This window comes from Pseudoalteromonas sp. MEBiC 03485 (assembly GCF_004195145.1).
In the GTDB taxonomy this organism is placed as follows: Bacteria; Pseudomonadota; Gammaproteobacteria; order Enterobacterales; family Alteromonadaceae; genus Pseudoalteromonas; species Pseudoalteromonas apostichopi.
Genome location: NZ_SGBT01000001.1, coordinates 2,212,525 through 2,233,639 on the forward strand (window position 1 = coordinate 2,212,525; position 21,115 = coordinate 2,233,639).

The window sequence follows — 21,115 nt, forward strand, 5'->3', positions numbered from 1 at the left end:
CACTTCTCTTTTGGTTGATATGGTCTTTTAGTCGAAAGGGTTTTCCAATTTGTCGCTAATAGTGATTAGTCATGGTAGCTTTAGGTTAAACACATTATTTAAAGCAGAACAATGGATTTGATCAGTTGGCAGTTTTTGGGTGGAGATTTATTAAGTCCGATCAGCACAATAATGCTCATTGTAGTTGCGGGCTTTACTTCAATGATTTCAGCGGCTTTTGGTGCAGGTGGTGGGTTAATGCTGCTGGTGATCATGGCATCAATACTACCTATGAGTTTGGTTATTCCTGTGCATGGTTTAGTACAATTAGGCTCGAACGCAAATCGCTTTTTATTCACGTTTAAACATATTGATACGTCGATGTTTGTGTACTTCTCTTTAGGGGGAGTCATCGGGGCGTTGGTTGCCTCAACGATTGTCACATCAATACCGCTTGAATTAATGAAAATAGTGGTCGCTGCCTTTGTGCTTTATTTACTGTGGGGTGTGACGCCAAAGCTTAGAGAAACCTCAAAGTTATGGCGCGTTCTTGCAGGGCTTTGGACCACGTTTATCTCGATGTTTGTAGGAGCAAGTGGGCCTTTGGTTGGCAGCTGCTTATATGTAAATAATTATAATAAGCTTAAATTTACCGCCACATTTTCAAGCTGTATGACAGTGCAACATACCTTAAAAGCGATTTTATATGGGGCTGTGGGGTTTGCATTTTGGCAGTGGTTGCCTTTGGTTATGCTCATGATAATGAGCGGTGCATTAGGCACTTGGCTTGGCCTTAAGTTATTGCACCGCATTTCGTCAGACAAATTTAAAAAGATTTTTCGTTTAGTGTTAACAGTGCTTTCCCTGCAACTCGCGTGGCAGGGGATCATGGCTTTTAATATTTAAACAAACCCAGTTTGGCAACGATGCCATGTTCTAATTCATTGAGTTGGCCTATGGTGTTATCAAGGTGCTGAGCTTCTTGCGATAGGCTCTTAGCGCCTTGGTTAATAAGCTGCATAGTATTTAAGATATCAGCGGTAACACTGGTTTGCTCTTCAGAACTTGCTGCAACGCTCTCGTTCATTTGATTAATGGTATTGATTTGTTTAGCAATATCTTTAAATACCGCTTGGCTTTTTTGATTCGCTTGGCTCACTTTATCGCTGAGTGACTTACTTTGCTCTGTTGCTGTTACGCAATCAGAGGTATTATTGTGTAGCGATACAATAATCGACTCAATCTCAGACGTTGAATCATAGGTTTTACTAGCAAGCGCTCTTACTTCATCGGCCACCACGGCAAAACCACGGCCAGATTCACCAGCACGAGCCGCTTCAATAGCAGCATTTAGAGCCAGTAAATTGGTTTGCTCAGCAATACTTTTTATAACATCGAGCACTTGGCTAATTTCATTACTGCTGGCGTTTAACTGTTTTACTACGTTTGATGTGTGGTCGAGCTGTGCTGCTAACTCATCCACCATGTTACCATTGGCATTCATGTTTTGTTCGCCTTGCTGGCATAAGCGATGTACGTCGGTTGTTTGCTGCGCGGTTTGATTAGCCCCTTGCGCAATTTCTTTGGTTGCCTCACTTAACTGACTAAGCGCATTGGTTGCAGAATCTGTGCGGTTATATTCAAGCTCGGCTTCGTTTTTAGAGCGCACTGAGGCTTCGTTTACTGTGCTGGCAATCATTTCAAGCTCGCTGGCTGTGCTGCCTAACTCAGTGATGATTTCTTGCACCTGCGCTATAAATCGATTGAAACCATCAACTAAATAGCCAATTTCATCACTAGATTGATAGCTAATGCGTTTTGTAAGGTCGCCTTCACCTTTGACAATTTCATCAACAAGGCTGTTTACGCTATCGATAGGTTTTATCACTAACAGTCGCACGATATAAATAATCACCGCACCCAAGGCGATAAAAGAGACCAGCAAGGTAATAAACATGGTGCGTGTCGACTCAGCAATGGTGCTATGCAGTGCTTGTTGTGAGTAACCAATTTTTATATGGCCAATTAAATTATCTAAATAGTGTAAATCAATAGTTTTGCTAACTGATGCGTTATTGCTTTGCTTAGTGATAGCGGCAAGTGGCTTATTACGATGATCTGTCACTGAAATGCTATGTACATGTTTGTTTTGCGAAAAGGCTTTAATAATCTGATTGATTAACGGCTCGTCATAAGAGAATACCGGTTCAGCTAAAATAACCTGCATTTGCTCATTAAGGGCAGTGATGTCTTCTTGCCATTGTTGTGTTTGATTCGATTTTGCAAGTAGGTAGTTTGCGCTGATCACAAAGATCACGCTAAGTAAAAGGCACAAAGACAGTGCCAAGGTCATTTTATATTTTAATGATTTCATTGTGCGCTCATTGAAATGGGTTAAACCACAAAGGGCTATTTTTATTAGGTGTGTTCGACGATAGCGTTGGGTTATCTAGCTCAATAACGCGACGCGAGCTTAAGTTGGCTTTTGATAAAACCATTTGTACTTGGCTGTCTGCCAAAAACATCGCGTTAAATGTGCCATCTTCAATCATCTCTTTTAGGGCATCATTTAATTGCTTGTGTAGTGTGTGATTGTTTTTGTTGACGAAAAAGTAAAGAGGGGCGGTGTATTTAATTACCAAGTGTGGTTCAACTGTAAGGTTAAGTTCTGAGTGGTTGGCAATTTCATCCCAAGGCTCATTCACACCACGTGGGAAGTAATCAAAACGTTCGCCTTCAAGCATAGGGAATAAGTTAGGGTATTTTAATGTGGTAACAACGGGCAATTGGTTCGCTTTTAATATTTTAGTATCTGGCCAAGTTTTACCTTGCCCAGCGGTGAAGCGTTTTAAATCTTGCAAGCTATTTACCGAGCTAAACAGCTCGCGGTTTTGAGCTTTTACAATTGCTACTCGCATGCCAAGTAAGCCACGAAACAAAGGAATATAAACGGCCTGATAATCTTGCTCTAACTGAGTTGATGTCATGCTCCACATCACATCAAGCTGGTTGTTTTTTACATCGTTTAGGATACGCGCGTTAGAGATATCTTTATTGGTTTCGTAAGGGTGAACATAATCTAAGCCAGCCCGTTCAATGGCGCTGATCAATAATTTGTGGGGAAGGGAGGTATCGCCACTGTAGCTCTGTACTTTTACCGGTGCGGCATAACAAGCAGATGTAAAAGCAAAGCAAAAAAGAAAAGCAAAATGACGCATAAAGCACCTTTGTTATTATTATGTAAACAATAAACTAAAGTGCTTTACGCGCTTTCTCAATCTTATTTCTTATGCATACGTATTCATACCAATCCGCAATAATACTTAATCATTTTGAGGGATTAAACCTGTCGCTATTTGCGTTAAAAATTTCTGATTTAAACAACTAAATAACGAAATTTTTGCCTTGCTATCAACAAGGTTTTCTTGCCTCAAAATAGACCACTTAATTAAGCAAATTGGTATCAATCGTTCAGTAGACTGTCGATTGACTTATCACCATTAAATAATTCAAACACTTGTGGTTTTTTCGGTGTATGTTCAGCAAGGTATAGCAGGGTATCTGCTACATCTTCACGGTTGATCACCGCATCTTGGCGGGTTGCAGGTCGCGTAGTTGTTAATAATCCAGTTGCTGCATCATTTTTCAGTGTGCCGGGTCTGACTATGCTGTAGTTTAATTCGCTATTGATCAAATGTTGATCAGCCATGTGTTTTGCCACTAAATACGGTTTTATACTGCTTTCGATATTATCTGGGGCGTCAGCGCCAATTGAACTGACTATAATAAAGTGCTTAACTTTGGCATCAACCGCATAATTAATCGCTTTTACTGCAGCCCATAAATCAATCAGTAAGGTTTTATCTGCACCCGTTGACCCACCAGAGCCAGCACTAAAAATAACTTGTTCAACGCCTTCGAAGGCGCGACTAAAATCGTTTTCGAGGTCTTGCTCAACAATCGTTAAATGACTACTTTCAAGCCTGCTCAGCTTGCTTTTATCTCGAACCAAAGCCACCACGTCATGACCACTTGCCAGCATTTTTTCGGTGGTCATTTTACCTATTTGACCCGTTGCACCAATGATTAAGGTCTTCATATCAAACTCCTTCTAATTGCTTTGTAAGTAAAGACCTTGGGGTGTGAATTTATTTTTAAAGGGGAAACTAAAAACGAAATTGTAATCAAGAAAAATAACGGGGCTAATTAAAGCCCCATCGAATCATTAAATTTTATTACGAATTAGGTCGCGTACAATAAAGCGGGCGGGGTGAATAGCTTGACTCACGCGTTCGCTAAATGGTCTTGGTTCATTGTTTAAACAAGCAATTAAATGCTCTGCACATAAAGGGGCACTGCACAGGCCTCTTGCACCAAAGCCAGTGAGTACATGCAAGCCTTGCAGAGGTTTCGTTAAAGTTTGGTACTGATATCGCTTACCTAAGCGAAGATTAGCAAACGCGCTTACATAATCACTTTGTTCAGCCCACTCACCAGCCATGGGTAGATGGTCGATGAAGGTGCATCTTACTGCTGCTTTTGCCGCTGTTATCTCACCTAAGGTCGTTGCAAACTCGCTGTCTGTGTAAAAACTTAATAGTTGTTCGCGATTGGTGTGGTTGTCTTGCTCTTTAACTTCACGGCTTTTTGAGTTTTTTTCAAAGGTCGCGCCCATACAATGATGACCCTGATATTCAGGAGTAAAATAGCCCTTATGGCAAAGCACGGTCTTTAGGCGTTTTGACTGCTCGCTTGCTTGCACATGCGAGACTTGGCCGCGCACACCCACAACGGGCAGAGCGCGAGTTTGACTGAACTGATCGCTGTGTTCACCAGCACAGTTAATTACATCGCTAAATGGTCCGAATGTTTGCTCTTTAGTGTGTAATAACCAGCCATCAGCGGTTTTTTCTAACTTTTCAATATGGCAATTAAAGTGACTGTCCATTTTATTATAGGTAGTCGCACTTAAGGAGTTTGCGGCATTAAATAGTGCTTTAACCAGAGCTGGTGGATTTACCCAGCCGCCTTTTGCAAAGAATACACCTGAATAACCCGTATCCACGCCGGCAATTTCGTCACCTTCTTCAGCGCTTACATTACGCATTAATTCAGCTGGCCAAAGCGCTTTATCGGCAAGGTTTTGATGTTTATCTGCTAGACCTTGTTTAACTGCATGTTGCAATACACCACACCACTGGTGAGGGTAGTCAAAACCATCATCAAGTAATTGCTGGTAAAGACGCATCGCATATAAAAAGCTATGGGCAAACATTTCACTGTGCGGTGAATTCTTCGCTTGTAGATGCGGATAAACAGCTCCTTGCACATTATGTGAAGCGCCCATGGCAAGCGCTTCATCTTGGCAAAAAAGCGTGGCTTTTAGGCCTCTTTTTGCCAGCGAATACAGTACACTGCTACTGGCAATACCGCCGCCGATAACAGCTACATTACTCAGTTCACTTTGCTGATGAGCAAAATACGCAGGCCCTGATTGTTGCTCATTAGGTTCGGTGAGCTCGCCAATCAGCATTTCGCGCTTTTTGCCATAGCCTTTTGCTTTACTCATGCTAAAGCCCGCTTCGATGAGTCCTCTTCTTACAAAGCCTGCGGCCGTGAAAGTGGCGAGTGTGGCGTTTGCTCTTGAGATAGCTCGCATCTTGTTGAATAAGCTTTGCTGCCACATATCTGGGTTTTTACTTGGTGCAAAGCCATCTAAATACCACGCATCAACAACCCCTTCGCTTGGGTAGCTCATGGTATCAATACTGTCTTGCACGTCACCAAAATAAAGATCGAGTATTAGTTTGCCGCCTGCAAATTCAAGGCGATGACAACCTGCCAGATTAATAGGGTATTGAGCAATCAGTTGCTCACTATATTCATTTAAATTAGGCCAGGCTTTGAGTGCTTGGGCGAGATCATCACGCTTAATAGGAAACTTTTCAAAAGAGATAAAGTGCAGGCGGTTAACACTTTTTTTGTCAGTTTTTTTACCACTAAGGTCGTGTTGATTTTGAACTTCTAGCTCTGCATGCTGCCTATCAAGGTAAGCAGCAAAGTGTTGCCAAGTATTTAAAAAGTTAAGCCCCGTACCAAAGCCTGTTTCAGCAATCGTAAAGTGGTTACGGTCATGATTTTGTAATCGTTGCGGGATATGGTTTTGTTGATAGAACACATAATGTGATTCGGCTAAGCCATCGTCATTAGAGAAATAAACATCGTCAAACTGATCGGCGACAGGGGTACCAAGGTGATTAAAATGAATATGTGCGTTTTTGATCATGGTTTAACTAATTAACTACAAACTTTTTTCATTATTTTACGTGTTTTCTTTGAAATAGTCTGGCGTTATTTATAAGCTAGACATTCAGAGTACATGTGTACGCTAGAAAGCTGACCACTTCGAAAGTAATTTCAGCGTAAAATAGAACACAATTTAGTATAGAGCTAAGGTAATTACCCATGAGAAGAGCCGTTATTACGGGCATCGGTGTTGTTTCAAGCATCGGTAACAACAAAGAAGAAGTATTAGAATCATTAAAACAAGGCCGTAGTGGTATTGCGTTCAACCAAGAATTTGCTGACTACAACCTACGTAGTAATGTATCTGGCAAAATCGATATTGATGTTAAAGAGTTTGTTGATCGTAAAGCAATGCGTTTTATGGGCGATGCTGCTGCATACGCTTATATTTCAATGTCTCAAGCAATTGCAGATGCAGGCCTTAGTGAAGAGCAAGTTTCAAACGAGCGCACTGGTTTATTAGTGGGTTCAGGTGGTGGTTCATCTAAATGGCAAGTTGAAGCGGCTGATATTTTACGTGAAAAAGGCGTAAAACGTGTTGGTCCATACATGGTACCGCGTACTATGGCGAGTACGACTTCAGCGTGTCTTGCAACACCATTCAAAATTAAAGGTGTTAACTATTCAATAAGTTCTGCGTGTGCGACATCAGCACACTGTATTGGTCATGCGGTTGAGCAAATTCAACTGGGTAAGCAAGACGTAATTTTTGCAGGTGGTGGTGAAGAGCTTCACTGGACACTGGCTATGGAATTCGATGCAATGGGTGCATTGTCTACTAAGTACAATGAAACACCAGAGAAAGCATCACGTACATACGATGCAAACCGTGACGGTTTTGTTATCTCTGGCGGTGGCGGTATCGTTGTTGTTGAAGAACTTGAGCATGCACTTGCTCGTGGCGCGCATATTTACGCAGAAATCACAGGCTACGGTGCAACATCTGACGGCTACGATATGGTAGCTCCATCAGGTGAAGGCGCAGTTCGTTGTATGAAACAAGCAATGCAAGGTCTTGAAGGCGGTATTGATTACTTAAATACCCACGGTACTTCAACACCTGTTGGCGACGTTAAAGAGCTTGGTGCTATTCAAGAAGTATTTGGTGGTAATTCACCAATGATCAGTGCAACCAAAGCGATGACAGGTCACGCTTTAGGTGCAGCAGGTGTTCACGAAGCAATCTTCTCGTTATTAATGCTTGAGCATAACTTTGTTGCTCCATCTATCAACATTGATGAACTAGATGAGCAAGCTGCAGGTCTAAATATCGTAACTGAGCGTAAAGACGTTGAACTTAACAATGTAATGTCTAACAGCTTTGGTTTCGGTGGCACTAACGCCACACTAGTAATGAGCAAATATAAAGGTTAAACCTCTCCAGTATTTGCTTAAAGCCGAGCAATTGCTCGGCTTTTTCACATAAATAACCCCAAAATCGTCTTAGTTGTTACCTATCCGAATACTGATAAATTCGCTACAATAGCGCCACTTTCTGCCTTTCGGACACACAAATGAAAATTCTTGCAGATCAAAATATGCCATTGGTTGAGCAGTACTTTGCCGATTTTGGTGATGTTGAGCGATTTGATGGTCGTAGTCTACAGCCAGAGCAGCTTGTCGGGGTCGATATTTTGTTAACCCGCTCTGTTACGAATGTAGATAAAAGCTTATTAACTCAAGCAGATAAATTAAAATTTGTGGGCACAGCAACTATAGGTGTTGATCACATTGATACTGAACTACTCGCTGAGCGAAATATAGCATTTAGTAGCGCACCAGGTTGTAATGCAGTTGCAGTCGCTGAATATGTTATTAGCAGTTTATATTCTTTGAGCCAAGAAAATTCCAGCTCATTACAAGGTAAAACTATAGGTATAGTTGGCGTTGGCAGCATAGGCAGCTGTTTACGTGATAAGCTAAGCCTGCTTGGTATGAATGTGCTGCTATGCGATCCACCAAAACATGAAGCCGGTGAGTTGGCAGAGCATATTGAGTTAGACGCATTATTAGCTCAAGCTGATATCGTAACTTTTCATGTGCCGCTGGTTAAGCAAGGGCCACATAAAACCTTGCACATGCTAGACGAAACGCGCTTAAAGGCACTTAAGCCTGGAATGACTATTATCAATGCAAGCCGTGGTGATGTGATTGATAACAAAGCATTGCTTGCACTGTTTAAACAAGGCGCAAAATTAGATTGCGTGCTTGATGTTTGGGAAAACGAACCCAATATACTGACTCCTCTGCTTGATTATGTGCGTTATGCCAGCGTGCATATTGCAGGGCATACACTCGAAGGTAAGGCCCGCGGTACACAAATGCTGTATCAGAAAGTATGTGAGCTTGAAGGTATCGCAGCACTTAAATCTCTGGACGACTTTTTACCAGAGCCAATTAGTCATTCTGTCACATTAGGTGAAACCTTTAACCAAGACGATATCGGCCGCTTGGTGCACTTAATTTATGATGTACGTCGTGACGATGGCATTTTACGAAGTAAATTAGCAAGCGAAGGCTTTGATAGTTTGCGTAAGAATTACCCGCCACGACGAGAGTTTAGTACTTTGTCGGTGGCTGCTAACAGTGCATGTGAAGGCGCATTAGCTGCACTGGGATTTAGAATTAACGAATAAAGTCATTTGCTTTATTCAAAAGAGGAAAACACATGTCGCAAAAATTTAATGTAGCCGTATTAGGTGCCACAGGTTTAGTGGGTCGTCAAATTATCGAAACTTTGGAAGATCGTAAGTTTCCGGTAGACCAATTATTTTTACTCGCAAGTAGCCGTAGTGCCGGTGAAGAAATTCAATTTCGCGGTGAAAGCCTTGAAGTAATCGATGTTGAAGAGTTTGATTTTAGCCAAGCTCACATTGGTTTATTTTCAGCAGGCGGTAGTGTCTCTGAAAAATACGCACCCATTGCGGCAGACGCAGGCTGTGTAGTGATTGATAATACATCACACTTTCGTAATGACTTTGACGTACCATTAATTATTCCCGAAGTGAATGCATCAAGCTTAGCGGATTTCAGAAACCGCAACATCATTGCAAACCCTAACTGCTCAACTATTCAAATGTTGGTGGCGTTAAAGCCTATTTATGACGCTTATGGTATTGACCGCATTAACGTATCAACTTATCAAGCAGTATCAGGTGCGGGCAAAGAAGCGGTTGATGAACTAGCTAAACAAACAGCGAACTTAATGAATGCACGCCCAATGGATAATGCTGTTTTCCCTAAACAAATCGCCTTTAACGTGATCCCACAAATCGACAGTTTTGAAGATAACGGTTATACCCGCGAAGAAATGAAAATGGTCAACGAAACACAAAAAATCTTAGGTGATAACAGTGTTGTGGTTAACCCTACTTGTGTTCGTGTACCAGTGTTCTTTGGTCACAGTGAAGCGATTAATATTGAAACGCGTATGCCGGTAGATATCGAACATGTTAAGCAGCTATTAAACGATGCACCAGGTGTAGAGTTTATTGAAGACTTAGCCGATTTTCCAACAGCGGTGTCAGACGCCAGTGGTAATGACACGGTTTACGTGGGTCGTTTACGTGCTGATATTTCGCATCCTCATGGTTTAAATATGTGGGTTGTTAGTGATAACACGCGCAAAGGTGCAGCAACAAATAGTGTGCAGATTGCTGAAGAGCTAATCGCAAATTACTTGTAAACTGATGATTTAGGCTGAGCTAAATTTGAGAAAAAGCGGCAATTTGCCGCTTTTTTTGTGAATTCACTGCCAAATTATTGCCGCATACGTTGTAAAAGCGTATAAACTTAACGATAACAATAAAAAAGCCTCTCAGCCGCTATTATTTAAGCTATTTACTATCAAGGTGTTGCAATAGATATTGCAAGGCAACTAAGTTATAGTTTGCAGCTGGAATAGAGCTTGCAAGAAAACATAATTAAGAATCAATTCTGCAAGAATTACTTGATGTTTAAGCAACTAAGGTTGCTGTGTTAACATTTAAAACATAAAGGATCAGCATGCGCGGTTTAGCAACACTCTTCATATTAGCGTCTGCATTGGTGGTAACACCGACATACTCTGATGAAGGCACCACACTTAAAGGCCCTAAAGGTGTCGATTACGGTGCGCAGGGGCGCTCTATTGGTCCAATTAAACCGACCGATACATTATGGCGCATTGCCGCTAAAATTCGCCCTGACAACTCTGTAAGTATTTATCAGGTCATGCAAGCTTTGTATGACAAAAACCCATCATCATTTTTAGACCAAAACCTTAATCATATGCGTGATGGCGCATATCTAAAAATCCCAACTATTGCTGAAATGCGTGCGGTCAATCCGACGCTAGCAAAAGCGCGTTCTGAACAAGATGATGAACTATGGGAAAAGAAGAAAAACGGTACTTTGACTACCGCTGAAATCAATGAATCACAAAAGAAAGTCACCCAAGCCCGTAAAGTTGATGTAGACGAAGCAAAGCAAGAGCTTAAGCAAGAAATCAACACCATCAAAACAGAACAGGGCACGCAGCTTGTCGAGTTACAAAAGCAGTTTAAATCGTCGGTTGAAAATGTTGAAGAAATCTTAGCAGAGAACAATAAGCTCAAAAAACAACTTACAGGTATCTCTAAAGAGCTTGAAACCGTTCGAGATCAACTTGGTCAAGACAGTGAAATTCAAAAGCAGCTGAAAGAACTGATCACTAAACAAAATGAAATCATAGAGCAGCAAAAAGCAAAAAAGATTGAAGAGGACAGTGGGTTCAACTTTTCGGATTTACTGAGTAACCCATTTGTTCTCGGTGCATTAATGTTTATTCCTGCATTGCTAATCATTGCTGCCGTTGTGATGTTTTTGAAAAAACGTAACAACTCTAGTGATGACACTGATGCCAGTGACGACGATGAATTTTTACCACAAAGTCCAAGTTATAATCCTGATGATGAGTTAGAGTCGATAGTAGAAAATGATCCACTAGTTCCAGATCCGGTTGAAGAAAATGACGACTTGAGTGTTCGTTTAGATGATGACTTAGACCAAGACATGTTGCCAGATGATGACATCATTTTTGACGACAGCATTGATGATAGCTTTGATGAAGACGACAGTGTTCTAAATCAAGATGAGCTAGAAGGGCTATTAAGTGATGACATCGAGTTTAATGATGAATCTTCAAGTAATGCTGACGATGATGATTTAGATGCATTTTTGCAGCAAGATTTCGATCAAACCGATGACGACAGTTTGGGTGATGAAATTGACCTTGATAGTGGGCAGCCTCAAGCTGATTCATCTGGTGATATTTTAAGTGCTGACGATATTGACGACTTATTTGATACTGATGAAGATGACTCGTTAGATAACGCGAATGATGAAATGGCAGCGCTTAGTGAAGAGCTCGCAGAAGATGACGCTGAAGATGATTTTGACATTGATAGCTTAATTGATGAGCAAAATAACACAGATTCTAATCAAGAAGTAAACCTAGACGATATTGATGATTTACTCGATGAAAATAATGATGCTTCAACAACTAACGTTGAAGCAGAACTTATTGATGAAGATGATTTTGATATCGACAGCCTAATTGATGAAGCGCAAACAGAAGAGCCAGCAGCCGAAGCGAATGATGCAATAGAAAACGACGATCTTGATGATGCGCTGGATGTTGATGACATTGACTCGCTATTAGATGAAGTTCAAGAGGAACAAGCTCCTGTCGAAGAGACAAGTGCCGATGAACTCATTGATGAAGATGATCTTGATATCGACAGCTTAATTGATGAAGCGCAAACAGAAGAACCAACAGCTGAAGCGAATGATGCATTAGAAAACGATGATCTTGATGATGCACTGGATGTTGATGACATTGACTCGCTATTAGATGAAGTTCATGAAGAACAAGCGCCTGTCGAAGAGGCAGGTGCAGATGAACTCATTGATGAAGATGATCTTGATATCGACAGCTTAATTGATGAAGCGCAAACAGAAGATCCAACAGCTGAAGCGAATGATGCATCAGAAAACGATGACCTTGATGATGCGCTGGATGTTGATGACATTGACTCGCTATTAGATGAAGTTCATGAAGAACAAGCGCCTGTCGAAGAGGCAAGTGCAGATGAACTCATTGATGAAGATGACCTTGATATCGACAGCTTAATTGATGAAGCGCAAACAGAAGAGCCAATAGCTGAAGCGAATGATGCATTAGAAAACGATGACCTTGATGATGCACTGGATGTTGATGACATTGACGCGTTATTAGATGAAGCACAAGACGATCTAGAGCCACAAGAAGAGCAAGAACCTGAAGCAGAGCTTGTTGAAGAGCTAATCGAAGAACCTAGTGCAGACGATTTAATCGATGAAAACGAGCTTGATGATGCTCTTGATGTTGACGACATTGATTCATTATTAGATGAGGCACAAGAAGAGCAAGAACCTGAAGCAGAGCTTGTTGAAGAGCTAATCGAAGAACCTAGTGCAGACGATTTAATCGATGAAAATGAGCTTGATGATGCTCTTGATGTTGACGATATTGACGCGTTATTAGATAAAGCACAAGACGATCTAGAGCCACAAGAAGAGCAAGAACCTGAAGCAGAGCTTGTTGAAGAGCTAACCGAAGAACCTAGTGCAGACGATTTAATCGATGAAAACGAGCTTGATGATGCTCTTGATGTTGACGACATTGATTCATTATTAGATGAGGCACAAGAAGAGCAAGAACCTGAAGCAGAGCTTGTTGAAGAGCTAATCGAAGAACCTAGTGCAGACGCTCTAATCGATGAAGACGAGCTTGATGATGCTCTTGATGTTGACGACATTGATTCATTATTAGATGAAGCACAAGAGCCAGAACAAGAATCCGCTGAAGAGCCTACCGAAGAGCCTATTGCAGATGATTTAAGCGATGAGTTTGATACTGATGACATCGACTCATTACTCGATGAGGTAGATGCAGAGTCAGAAGAACCTGAGTTAACAGATGATAGTGATTCAGATATTGATGACAATGCTGCGCAAGATGATGAACTAGATGTAGCAGATATCGACTCTTTGCTTGATGAAGAGAGCAGTGATGAGCAGGACTCTGACGTTGATGATGAGCTAGAAGAGCTTATTCAGCAAACAAACGAGCTGAAGCAAGACACCGAAGCGCAGATCTCAGATTTAAGCCATGAACAGAGTGACAGTGCAGAGCATGATGAAAATCTACAAGAGTCGCTAGAAGATTTAGCCGATGCAGATCAAGCTGTTGATGACATGAATGTTGAATCGATTGCCTCTGAGTTGGTTGATGACGCGGATGATAGTGACGAAGTTGATATTGATGAGGCGTTAAATCAAGAGTTTAATGAAGATAGCGATGAGCTATTAGATGAAGATGATAGTCTAGATGAATTTGATGATTCATCACTGAAAAGCGTTGATGAGTTATTAAATGAAATTGGTGAAGAAGATGATTATGTCGAAGCACCAGATTGGTCAATAGATGAACCAGAGCAAGACATTGAAGAAGTTGAAATTGATTTAGGCGATGATCCACTTGCAGATGAAGACCTAACCGATGAATTTGATTTAACTGCCGATGAAGAGCCATTACAGCAAGATACGGTGACTCCTAGCCAAGAGTTGGAAGAGTATCCAGAACTTGAGCTAGATGAAGCAGGTTTTGAATTAGATGAATCTGATGAAGACACTTCTAATCAGTTAGACGAAGATGAGCCATTACAGTTAAGTCAGGCAGAGCAAGACCTTGCTAACTCATTAGCAACGGGTAATGAGCTTGGTCAGTTAGACGATGATTTTGATGATGACATCTTACTTGATAATGAATTCACAGAAGATGATGTTCTTGATTCTGAGGGCGACTTGCCGGAACAATCAGAAAATGAAGGCACAACAGAGTTAACTAGCGAAGAGCCAATTGATGATGAGGTTGCTGAAAGCCAAGACGAATTAGAGGATTTCCCTGAATTCGAATTAGACGATATTGAACTTGATGATGCTGCAGAAGCTGAGCAAACATTAGCTGATATCGAGTCTAATTTAGCTGACGAGGCTGATTTAAGTGAGCTGTCAGATGATGAAATCGATGATGATTTTATGGCTGATCTCACTCAAACAGACTTTGATGCGCTGTTAAATGAATTAGCAGAGCCAGATGAAGCTGATATTGCTGATGCCAGTGAATTTGATGTTGATTTTAATGCCCTATTAAATGAAGACTTACAGGGTGAAAGTCAACAGACAGTTGAACCTGAAGTAGCAGCCTTAGAGGCTCAAGATGAGCAAGCGCAACAAGCTACAGCCGATGAGTTTGTAGATATTGATTCATTACTTGAACAAAGTGATGATGAAGCTCTAGACCATGAACCTTATGACGAGGTTGATATGGATGTAGGATTGAGTGATTTTAATGACTTACTTGCAGGTGATAATCCAACTGATGTTGATGCCGAAAGTGGTGGTTACTCAGCTAAACTGGACCTAGCAAGGGCATATATCGAAATAGATGACTTTGATGCAGCACTGCAAGCTATTGAAGATGTGATAGCGAATGGCCCTGATGAAGTGCAAGAAGAAGCTCAGTCATTAAAAGCTAAGATAAGTGAGTAATACTAATCAATAAAAAACCGAGCTAATAGCTCGGTTTTTTATATCTATGCGAAGGCTATTGCTTGTCTTGTAAGCGGCGAGCTTTGAAGTCAGACTCGGCTTTCCATTTTGGCCAATCACCGTTATTAGCAAGCTTGGCTGCAATATCAACGATCAGTTCAATATCTTGTTCAACACCACCCATAGACCACTCGGCTGAATAGTCGTCAGCTTCTTTATGATATTTATGAGCAATATAATCAGGATCTGTATCGCCTAGGCTCATAAATAGTAAGCTTGGAACGCCTTGTTTAGCTAGTGAGAAGTGATCTGAACGGAAAAACAAGCCATTTTGAGGGCGAGGGTCCATTTTTACATGACGACCTTGTGCTTTAGCTGCATCTGCAAGGTAGTCTTCCATCTCAGACATGCCTTTACCGTATTGCAATATGTAGTCAACGCCGTCTAGCACGTTCATACCATCAATATTAAGCAACGCGACCATTTGTTTGGTTGGTACAATTTCGCCAGTCGCAAATTGCTGAGAACCAATAAGCCCCGTTTCTTCAGCCGTAAAGTTGGCAAAGATAATAGAGCGCTTGAATGGCTTGTGCTTATGCATTTCGGTAAGAATTCGGGCTATTTCCACTGTTGCTGCACTACCTGATGCATTATCTACAGCACCATTATAGATTTTTACGCCGTCATCAGTTTGCTTCGTACCAAAGTGGTCCCAGTGTGCGCCAATTACAATGTACTCATCAGGAGTTTCGCTGCCTTTTAGGGTTGCAACAACGTTATGCGACTGAGCTTGAGAGATATCACTTTGCAGTGTCAGCTCTGCCTTAGCGTTTAAATCTACGGGTTTAAAATCTGCTTTTAATGCATTGGCTTTTTCAGTTTGATAATCAAGGCCGGCTTGAGCAAAGATTTCATTTGCAGCTTGCTCATCAATCCAACCCATAACAGGAATGTCGGAAACATTTTTCTCTTGGTCGATTAAGGTATATTTACTGCCAGTGTTCGAGCTTTCAACTACGCTCCAAGGGTAAGCCGCAGGAGCTGTTTCGTGAACGATGAATACCGCTTTTGCGCCTTGTCGTGCACCTTCTTCATATTTGTAAGTCCAACGGCCGTAGTAGGTCATGGCATTACCTGTGAAAAGTGCTTCGTCTTGGGTCGCAAAACCTGGATCATTAACAAGTACGATAATGGTTTTGCCTTTGACATCAATATCAGCAAAATCATCCCAGTTATATTCTGGTGCATTAATGCCATAGCCAACAAACACAACATCAGAACCATCAATATTAATCTCAGGGTTAATTTGCTGAGTGCGGGCGGTAAAATCACTGCCAGCATTAAAGCTTAAGTCACCCACTTTTAGGGTCATGTTTTGATCTGGGGTGAGTTTTGCCATAGTAACTGGCTGTAAAAACTCGCCATTATAACTACCTGTTAAGCCGAGTTTTTTATACTCGTCAGCTAAATAGTTAATGGTCAGCGTTTCTCCTTCAGTCAAAGGACCACGGCCTAAGAATTCATCAGAGGCAAGTGTTTTAATATGTGAGCGCACATTGGCAATGTTAACGGCTTCATGGTTTTCAGCACTTGGCTTATTAGCGCTAGATATTGGTTGCTCAGAGCAGCCGAATAAACCAACTGCAAGTGCCAAGCTTGCATATTTAAGGTGAGTTGTCATAGTTTTTCTGGTTGATTGCACAAGGTTTCACTATATGGGACGAGAAGGGGGGCTGTCCAGAAAGAGTCTGCAAATAACTAATTATTCAGGATGAAAGGGTAATAATGCACTTTTATACCAGTCCGCAATAATACTTAATCATTTTGAGGGATTAAACCTGTCGCTACCTGCGTTAAAATTTCTTATTTACGACGGCATGGATGCAGAAGGTAGCATGCAGGAGCAATTGTCGATCACAACTAAATAACGAAATTTTTGCCTTGTTATCAACGAGGGTTTATTGCCTCAAAATAGACCACTTAATTGAGCGAATTGGTATTACTCTATCAAGTGAACGATTAAGTGTTATTAATCTTGGTATCTTGAGTTCTAAAACCTCGGCAACGACTGGGTACTGAATGATACTTGCGCTTGGTATGCTTTTTGTTGAGAGGTTAATTGGGTTATATCAAGATAGAGTGGCGATTGCTAACCATTTTTGAAATCTCAATTTTTATTATAAGTAAATGTCCTGTGTAGTTTTTTGTGGCTTGTTGTAAAAGTAAACTGTCTAGTGCATTTTTTGTTTTTACGGTACACTAGTAACTTGATTGGAGGGGCACATGAAACTATCACAGAGAAAGCGATTAGATATTTTGAATGCAGCAGAGACATTATTTTTTCAGCAGGGTGTTGAGCATACAAGTATGGATCAGGTTGCAAGCTTGGCGGGCGCCTCTAAGCGTACGGTATATAACCACTTTGAAAATAAAGATGTGTTGTTCCAGGCTATTCTTGTGTTTATGTTTGAAAAAGTACGCCAAGAGCAAGCTGTTGTGTTTGATGCTTCTTTGCCAATAGCAGAGCAGTTAACCTGTATTGCCGAGCAAGAAGTAGCGCTACTAACCTCTGAAGAGTTTTTAAAAGTGGCGAAAGTAGCCTTCATGCAAATGTTAAAACAGCCTGATTTAGCTAAATCATTAGCTAGTAACAACATGGGCTGCATGCAAGATCTTGTGTCGTTTTTAGAAGCAGGAAACCAAGCGCAGGCTTTAAATATTGATGATGTTGAGTTCGCTGCAAAACAATTTGTATATCAATTAAAGTCCTTAATTTTTTATCCATTGCTGTATGGCTTTGAACGTCAAGCTGGCGACTCTGATAGTAAAGTGATTGGTGAAACCGTGAAAATGTTCTTAGCGCGATATGGGCGCTGATTGTCTGTTTCATAAAAAAAGCCCGCTTGATGCGGGCTTTTTATATTTATAAGAAGTCTTACTTCACTTCTTTACCAGCTGCTTGTTGGTCAGCATGGTAGCTTGAGCGAACAAATGGACCACAGGCCGCATGAGTAAAGCCAATTTCGTCTGCATAGTCTTTTAATGCATCAAACTCTGCTGGCGGCACATAGCGTTTAACAGGTAAGTGGTGCTTAGAAGGTTGTAAGTATTGGCCTACTGTTAGCATATCAACGTTATGCTCGCGTAAGTCACGTAACACTTCTTCGATTTCGCTAATCTCTTCACCTAAACCTACCATCAAACCTGATTTAGTTTTCACATTAGGGTGCGCTTCTTTAAAACGACGTAGAAGCTCAAGTGACCACTTATAATCAGCACCAGGACGCGCTAATTTGTATAAACGCGGTGCAGTTTCTAGGTTGTGGTTAAATACATCTGGCGGCGTCTCGATTAAGATATCAAGGGCTCTGTCCATACGACCACGAAAATCTGGCACTAAAATTTCAATGGTGATTTCTGGGTTGTGCTTACGAATTTCACGTATACAGTCAGCAAAGTGCTGTGCACCACCATCACGTAAATCATCACGGTCTACCGAGGTAATAACAACATAGCTTAGCTTCATGTCTTTAATGGTCAGCGCTAGCTTTTCAGGCTCTGCTGCATCTGGCTTTAATGGACGGCCGTGTGCAACATCACAGAATGGACAACGACGAGTACAAATAGCACCTAAAATCATAAAGGTAGCTGTACCATGGTTGAAACATTCAGATAGGTTAGGGCATGATGCCTCTTCACAAACTGAGTGCAAACCATGTTTACGCATCGCTTGTTTAATACCATCAATACGTTCGGTTGATTTAGGTAAGCGAATTTTCAGCCACTCTGGCTTACGTAACATTTCGTTTTTTTCAGTCGGTAAAACTTTAACTGGTATCAGCGCCATTTTTTCTGCATCACGCAGTTTTACGCCTGGTTCCATTTTGACTGGTTTATTCATTCGTTTTCAAACCCTTCAGTATGCTTAACCACAGTAGCATTAAGCTTTTTAATCATGTGTTTTACAAGCCCTGCACCTGCTTGCTCGAGGTTTTGCGGACCGTTAAGGTCGGTTGTTTGCACCATGTTCATGCCAGCATAGCCACATGGATTTATACGCAAAAATGGCGCTAGATCCATGTTTACATTTAGTGCTAAACCGTGGAAAGAGCAACCGCGGCGAACACGAAGGCCTAATGAGGCGATTTTACTATCGTTTACGTAGACACCAGGTGCATCTGCTTTGGCGTAGGCATTAATGTCATATTCTTTCAGCGTGTCGATAATACACTCTTCAAGCCATGTAACTAGCTCTCTTACACCAATTTTTAAACGACGTAAGTTGAACAGCACATACATCATTTGCTGGCCTGGTCCGTGGTATGTTACTTGGCCACCACGGTCCACTTGGATCACTTCGATATCACCGGTATTTAATAAATGCTCAGCTTTACCAGCTTGGCCTTGAGTAAATACAGGCTCGTGCTCAACGAGCCAAATTTCATCGGCTGTGTGCTCATCACGGGTGTCGGTAAAAGATTGCATTTTTTGCCAAATTGGCATGTAACGCTGACGACCTAATTGACGAACGATTAATTCTCTTTCGCTCACGATTTACTCCGTAATCGGTCTATAGCATGTGACGTACGTCATCGATGTTGCTGATCACGTTATAAATTTCTTCAATATGCTCTTTACTTGTAACGGTAGCTACAAGCGTTACAGATTCGTAATTACCTTTGCTGCTTGGTTTTACCTTTGGCGCATAATCGCCAGGTGCAATTGGTTGCAGCTTTTCTAGGATCTGATCTGTTAGATTTACATTAGCTAAACCCATGATTTTAAATGTGAATGGGCAAGGAAAATCTAAATACTCGTCAAACTTAGTATTTTTTACAGGTTGAACCACGACGGTGACTCCTCAAACAGTGAGTATGCTTAATAGAGGTGTTCTCTGCCATTTCTTGGCGTTAAGCAAACTTAGATTACGACGCACTCGACCCAGCGCGACTTATATGGGGCGCATTCTATCATTTTTCAGACAAAAAAAAACGCCTTGCGGTGCAAGGCGTTTATAAACTTTACTAGCAGATTACTGAATTTGTAAACGCAGGTAATCGTAGATCTTGCTAAAGAAGCTACCTTCTTCCACTTCTTCTAGTGTAACTAGTGGGTATTGAGCAATTTCTTCACCTTCAAGCTGTAAGAAAAGCGTGCCTACTTTAGTTCCTTTAGCCAGTGGTGCTTCTAACGTTTTATCAAGCTCGAAGTTTGCTTTTAAGTTTTTACGCTGACCACGCGGGATAGTAATTGGCGTGTCTTCTAAGATACCTAGCGATACGTTTTCTTTGTTACCCATCCAAATACGTTGTTCTGCAAAGCTATCGCCTGCTTTGTATGGGGTAATTGTTTCGAAAAAGCGGAAACCATAGTTAAGTAACTTTTTGCTTTCAACTTTTCGTGCACGCTCGCTTTCAGTGCCCATAACCACCGCGATTAAACGCATGTCGTCTTTAGTTGCTGAAGTGACTAAGCTATAGCCAGCTTCAGACGTATGGCCAGTTTTAATACCGTCAACATTCATGCTTTCATCCCACAACAGTGAGTTGCGGTTGTACTGCTTGATACCATTAAAGGTAAATGATTTTTTAGCGTATACTTCGTATTCATCTGGTACATCACGAATAAGAGCTGCACCTAATGTTGCCATATCGCGTGGTGTTGTGAAGTGTTCGTTAGTATCTAAACCGTGGCTATTTACAAAGTGGCTGTTAGTCATGCCAAGTTTTTCAGCATGCGCATTCATTAAATCAGCAAATGCACTTTCACTACCAGCAATGTGTTCTGCCATAGCTACACAGGCATCGTTACCAGATTGAATAATGATACCGTGATTAAGGTCATCAACACTGATCTGCTTACCTACTTCAATAAACATTTTTGATGACTCAGGAAAATTCTTTGCCCAAGCTTTTTCACTCACTGTAACCATATCGGTTGGAGCAATATTACCTGCTTTGATTTCAGTACCAATAACATAACTGGTCATCATTTTGGTTAAACTAGCAGGTGCTAGCTTTGTATCAGCTTCGCCTTCGGCAATTACTTTACCTGTGGTGAAATCAACCAAGAAATAACCTTTCGCATTAACTTGAGGTGGGGCAGGGATAATTTGGGCTGTTGCAGAAAATACGCTAGCAGTGCAAACAAGGCCACAAACGCCACTTAAGATTTTATATTTTATAGATTTCATCGTACTCATTAATGGTTAAAGTTA

At 41.3% G+C, this 21,115-nt stretch carries 15 protein-coding genes; 6 read left to right on the forward strand and 9 right to left on the reverse strand.

Going from position 1 to position 21,115, the window contains the following annotated elements:
* Positions 1 to 111 precede the first annotated feature (111 nt).
* The gene (locus EVU92_RS10230) at positions 112 to 885 is read left to right on the forward strand and encodes a sulfite exporter TauE/SafE family protein (protein WP_130051145.1); all 774 of its coding nucleotides are present in this window, start codon (positions 112 to 114) and stop codon (positions 883 to 885) included.
* Here the strand turns inward: EVU92_RS10230 and EVU92_RS10235 are convergent.
* From EVU92_RS10235 to mnmC, 4 genes are all read right to left on the reverse strand, one after another.
* Entirely contained in the window at positions 875 to 2,353 is a 1,479-nt protein-coding gene (locus tag EVU92_RS10235; RefSeq protein ID WP_130051146.1) for a methyl-accepting chemotaxis protein, read from the reverse strand. The two genes, EVU92_RS10230 and EVU92_RS10235, sit on opposite strands and share 11 nt — an antisense overlap.
* A gap of 7 nt (positions 2,354 to 2,360) precedes the next feature.
* Positions 2,361 to 3,197 (reverse strand): transporter substrate-binding domain-containing protein, encoded by an 837-nt coding sequence (locus EVU92_RS10240; RefSeq protein WP_130051147.1) that lies wholly within the window; start codon positions 3,195 to 3,197, stop codon positions 2,361 to 2,363.
* A 245-nt stretch (positions 3,198 to 3,442) separates the two neighbouring features.
* Positions 3,443 to 4,078: an SDR family oxidoreductase gene (locus tag EVU92_RS10250; RefSeq protein ID WP_130051148.1), complete on the reverse strand. Its 636-nt coding sequence runs from the start codon at positions 4,076 to 4,078 to the stop codon at positions 3,443 to 3,445.
* 126 nt (positions 4,079 to 4,204) lie between these two features.
* Positions 4,205 to 6,265, reverse strand: a complete 2,061-nt coding sequence (gene mnmC, locus EVU92_RS10255; RefSeq protein ID WP_130051149.1) for a bifunctional tRNA (5-methylaminomethyl-2-thiouridine)(34)-methyltransferase MnmD/FAD-dependent 5-carboxymethylaminomethyl-2-thiouridine(34) oxidoreductase MnmC — start codon at positions 6,263 to 6,265, stop codon at positions 4,205 to 4,207.
* A gap of 179 nt (positions 6,266 to 6,444) precedes the next feature.
* Here mnmC and fabB point away from each other — a divergent pair, with 179 nt between their 5' ends.
* The 4 genes from fabB to EVU92_RS10275 all read left to right on the forward strand — a co-directional run bounded on the left by fabB (position 6,445) and on the right by EVU92_RS10275 (position 14,898).
* Positions 6,445 to 7,659, forward strand: a complete 1,215-nt coding sequence (gene fabB, locus EVU92_RS10260) for a beta-ketoacyl-ACP synthase I (protein WP_130051150.1) — start codon at positions 6,445 to 6,447, stop codon at positions 7,657 to 7,659.
* A 140-nt stretch (positions 7,660 to 7,799) separates the two neighbouring features.
* A complete protein-coding gene (locus EVU92_RS10265) occupies positions 7,800 to 8,921 on the forward strand; it encodes a 4-phosphoerythronate dehydrogenase (RefSeq protein WP_130051151.1) in 1,122 nt (373 codons plus the stop codon).
* A 32-nt stretch (positions 8,922 to 8,953) separates the two neighbouring features.
* Positions 8,954 to 9,970, forward strand: coding sequence for an aspartate-semialdehyde dehydrogenase (locus EVU92_RS10270; RefSeq protein ID WP_130051152.1), 1,017 nt, complete (start codon positions 8,954 to 8,956; stop codon positions 9,968 to 9,970).
* 320 nt (positions 9,971 to 10,290) lie between these two features.
* The gene (locus EVU92_RS10275) at positions 10,291 to 14,898 is read left to right on the forward strand and encodes a FimV/HubP family polar landmark protein (protein WP_130051153.1); all 4,608 of its coding nucleotides are present in this window, start codon (positions 10,291 to 10,293) and stop codon (positions 14,896 to 14,898) included.
* Positions 14,899 to 14,953: 55 nt separating this feature from the next.
* Here EVU92_RS10275 and EVU92_RS10280 read toward each other — a convergent pair whose 3' ends face one another.
* Positions 14,954 to 16,579 carry a M28 family metallopeptidase gene (locus tag EVU92_RS10280; protein WP_130051154.1) on the reverse strand — a complete coding sequence of 542 codons (1,626 nt, stop codon included), beginning with the start codon at positions 16,577 to 16,579 and terminating at the stop codon, positions 14,954 to 14,956.
* Between the two features lie 602 nt (positions 16,580 to 17,181).
* Here EVU92_RS10280 and EVU92_RS10290 point away from each other — a divergent pair.
* A complete protein-coding gene (locus tag EVU92_RS10290) occupies positions 17,182 to 17,775 on the forward strand; it encodes a TetR/AcrR family transcriptional regulator (protein WP_130051156.1) in 594 nt (197 codons plus the stop codon).
* A 58-nt stretch (positions 17,776 to 17,833) separates the two neighbouring features.
* Here EVU92_RS10290 and lipA read toward each other — a convergent pair whose 3' ends face one another.
* From lipA to EVU92_RS10310, 4 genes are all read right to left on the reverse strand, one after another.
* Positions 17,834 to 18,799 (reverse strand): lipoyl synthase, encoded by a 966-nt coding sequence (gene lipA / locus EVU92_RS10295; RefSeq protein WP_130051157.1) that lies wholly within the window; start codon positions 18,797 to 18,799, stop codon positions 17,834 to 17,836.
* Positions 18,796 to 19,449, reverse strand: coding sequence for a lipoyl(octanoyl) transferase LipB (gene lipB / locus EVU92_RS10300; RefSeq protein ID WP_130051158.1), 654 nt, complete (start codon positions 19,447 to 19,449; stop codon positions 18,796 to 18,798). Before lipB ends, lipA begins: the two co-directional genes overlap by 4 nt.
* A gap of 19 nt (positions 19,450 to 19,468) precedes the next feature.
* Positions 19,469 to 19,747 carry a DUF493 family protein YbeD gene (gene ybeD, locus EVU92_RS10305; RefSeq protein ID WP_054551674.1) on the reverse strand — a complete coding sequence of 93 codons (279 nt, stop codon included), beginning with the start codon at positions 19,745 to 19,747 and terminating at the stop codon, positions 19,469 to 19,471.
* Positions 19,748 to 19,930: 183 nt separating this feature from the next.
* Complete coding sequence (locus EVU92_RS10310) at positions 19,931 to 21,091, reverse strand: serine hydrolase (protein WP_054551673.1); 1,161 nt, start codon at positions 21,089 to 21,091, stop codon at positions 19,931 to 19,933.
* Positions 21,092 to 21,115 lie beyond the last annotated feature (24 nt).

Excerpts from the sequence above, each read along its gene's own strand:
- EVU92_RS10240 (WP_130051147.1), bottom strand. The coding sequence starts at position 3,197 with ATGCGTCATTTTGCTTTTCTTTTTTGCTTTGCTTTTACATCTGCTTGT.
- EVU92_RS10275 (WP_130051153.1), top strand. The coding sequence starts at position 10,291 with ATGCGCGGTTTAGCAACACTCTTCATATTAGCGTCTGCATTGGTGGTA.
- EVU92_RS10310 (WP_054551673.1), bottom strand. The coding sequence starts at position 21,091 with ATGAAATCTATAAAATATAAAATCTTAAGTGGCGTTTGTGGCCTTGTT.
- EVU92_RS10270 (WP_130051152.1), top strand. The coding sequence starts at position 8,954 with ATGTCGCAAAAATTTAATGTAGCCGTATTAGGTGCCACAGGTTTAGTG.
- EVU92_RS10235 (WP_130051146.1), bottom strand. The coding sequence starts at position 2,353 with ATGAAATCATTAAAATATAAAATGACCTTGGCACTGTCTTTGTGCCTT.
- EVU92_RS10290 (WP_130051156.1), top strand. The coding sequence starts at position 17,182 with ATGAAACTATCACAGAGAAAGCGATTAGATATTTTGAATGCAGCAGAG.
- EVU92_RS10280 (WP_130051154.1), bottom strand. The coding sequence starts at position 16,579 with ATGACAACTCACCTTAAATATGCAAGCTTGGCACTTGCAGTTGGTTTA.
- EVU92_RS10265 (WP_130051151.1), top strand. The coding sequence starts at position 7,800 with ATGAAAATTCTTGCAGATCAAAATATGCCATTGGTTGAGCAGTACTTT.
- fabB (WP_130051150.1), top strand. The coding sequence starts at position 6,445 with ATGAGAAGAGCCGTTATTACGGGCATCGGTGTTGTTTCAAGCATCGGT.
- mnmC (WP_130051149.1), bottom strand. The coding sequence starts at position 6,265 with ATGATCAAAAACGCACATATTCATTTTAATCACCTTGGTACCCCTGTC.
- EVU92_RS10250 (WP_130051148.1), bottom strand. The coding sequence starts at position 4,078 with ATGAAGACCTTAATCATTGGTGCAACGGGTCAAATAGGTAAAATGACC.
- EVU92_RS10230 (WP_130051145.1), top strand. The coding sequence starts at position 112 with ATGGATTTGATCAGTTGGCAGTTTTTGGGTGGAGATTTATTAAGTCCG.
- lipA (WP_130051157.1), bottom strand. The coding sequence starts at position 18,799 with ATGAATAAACCAGTCAAAATGGAACCAGGCGTAAAACTGCGTGATGCA.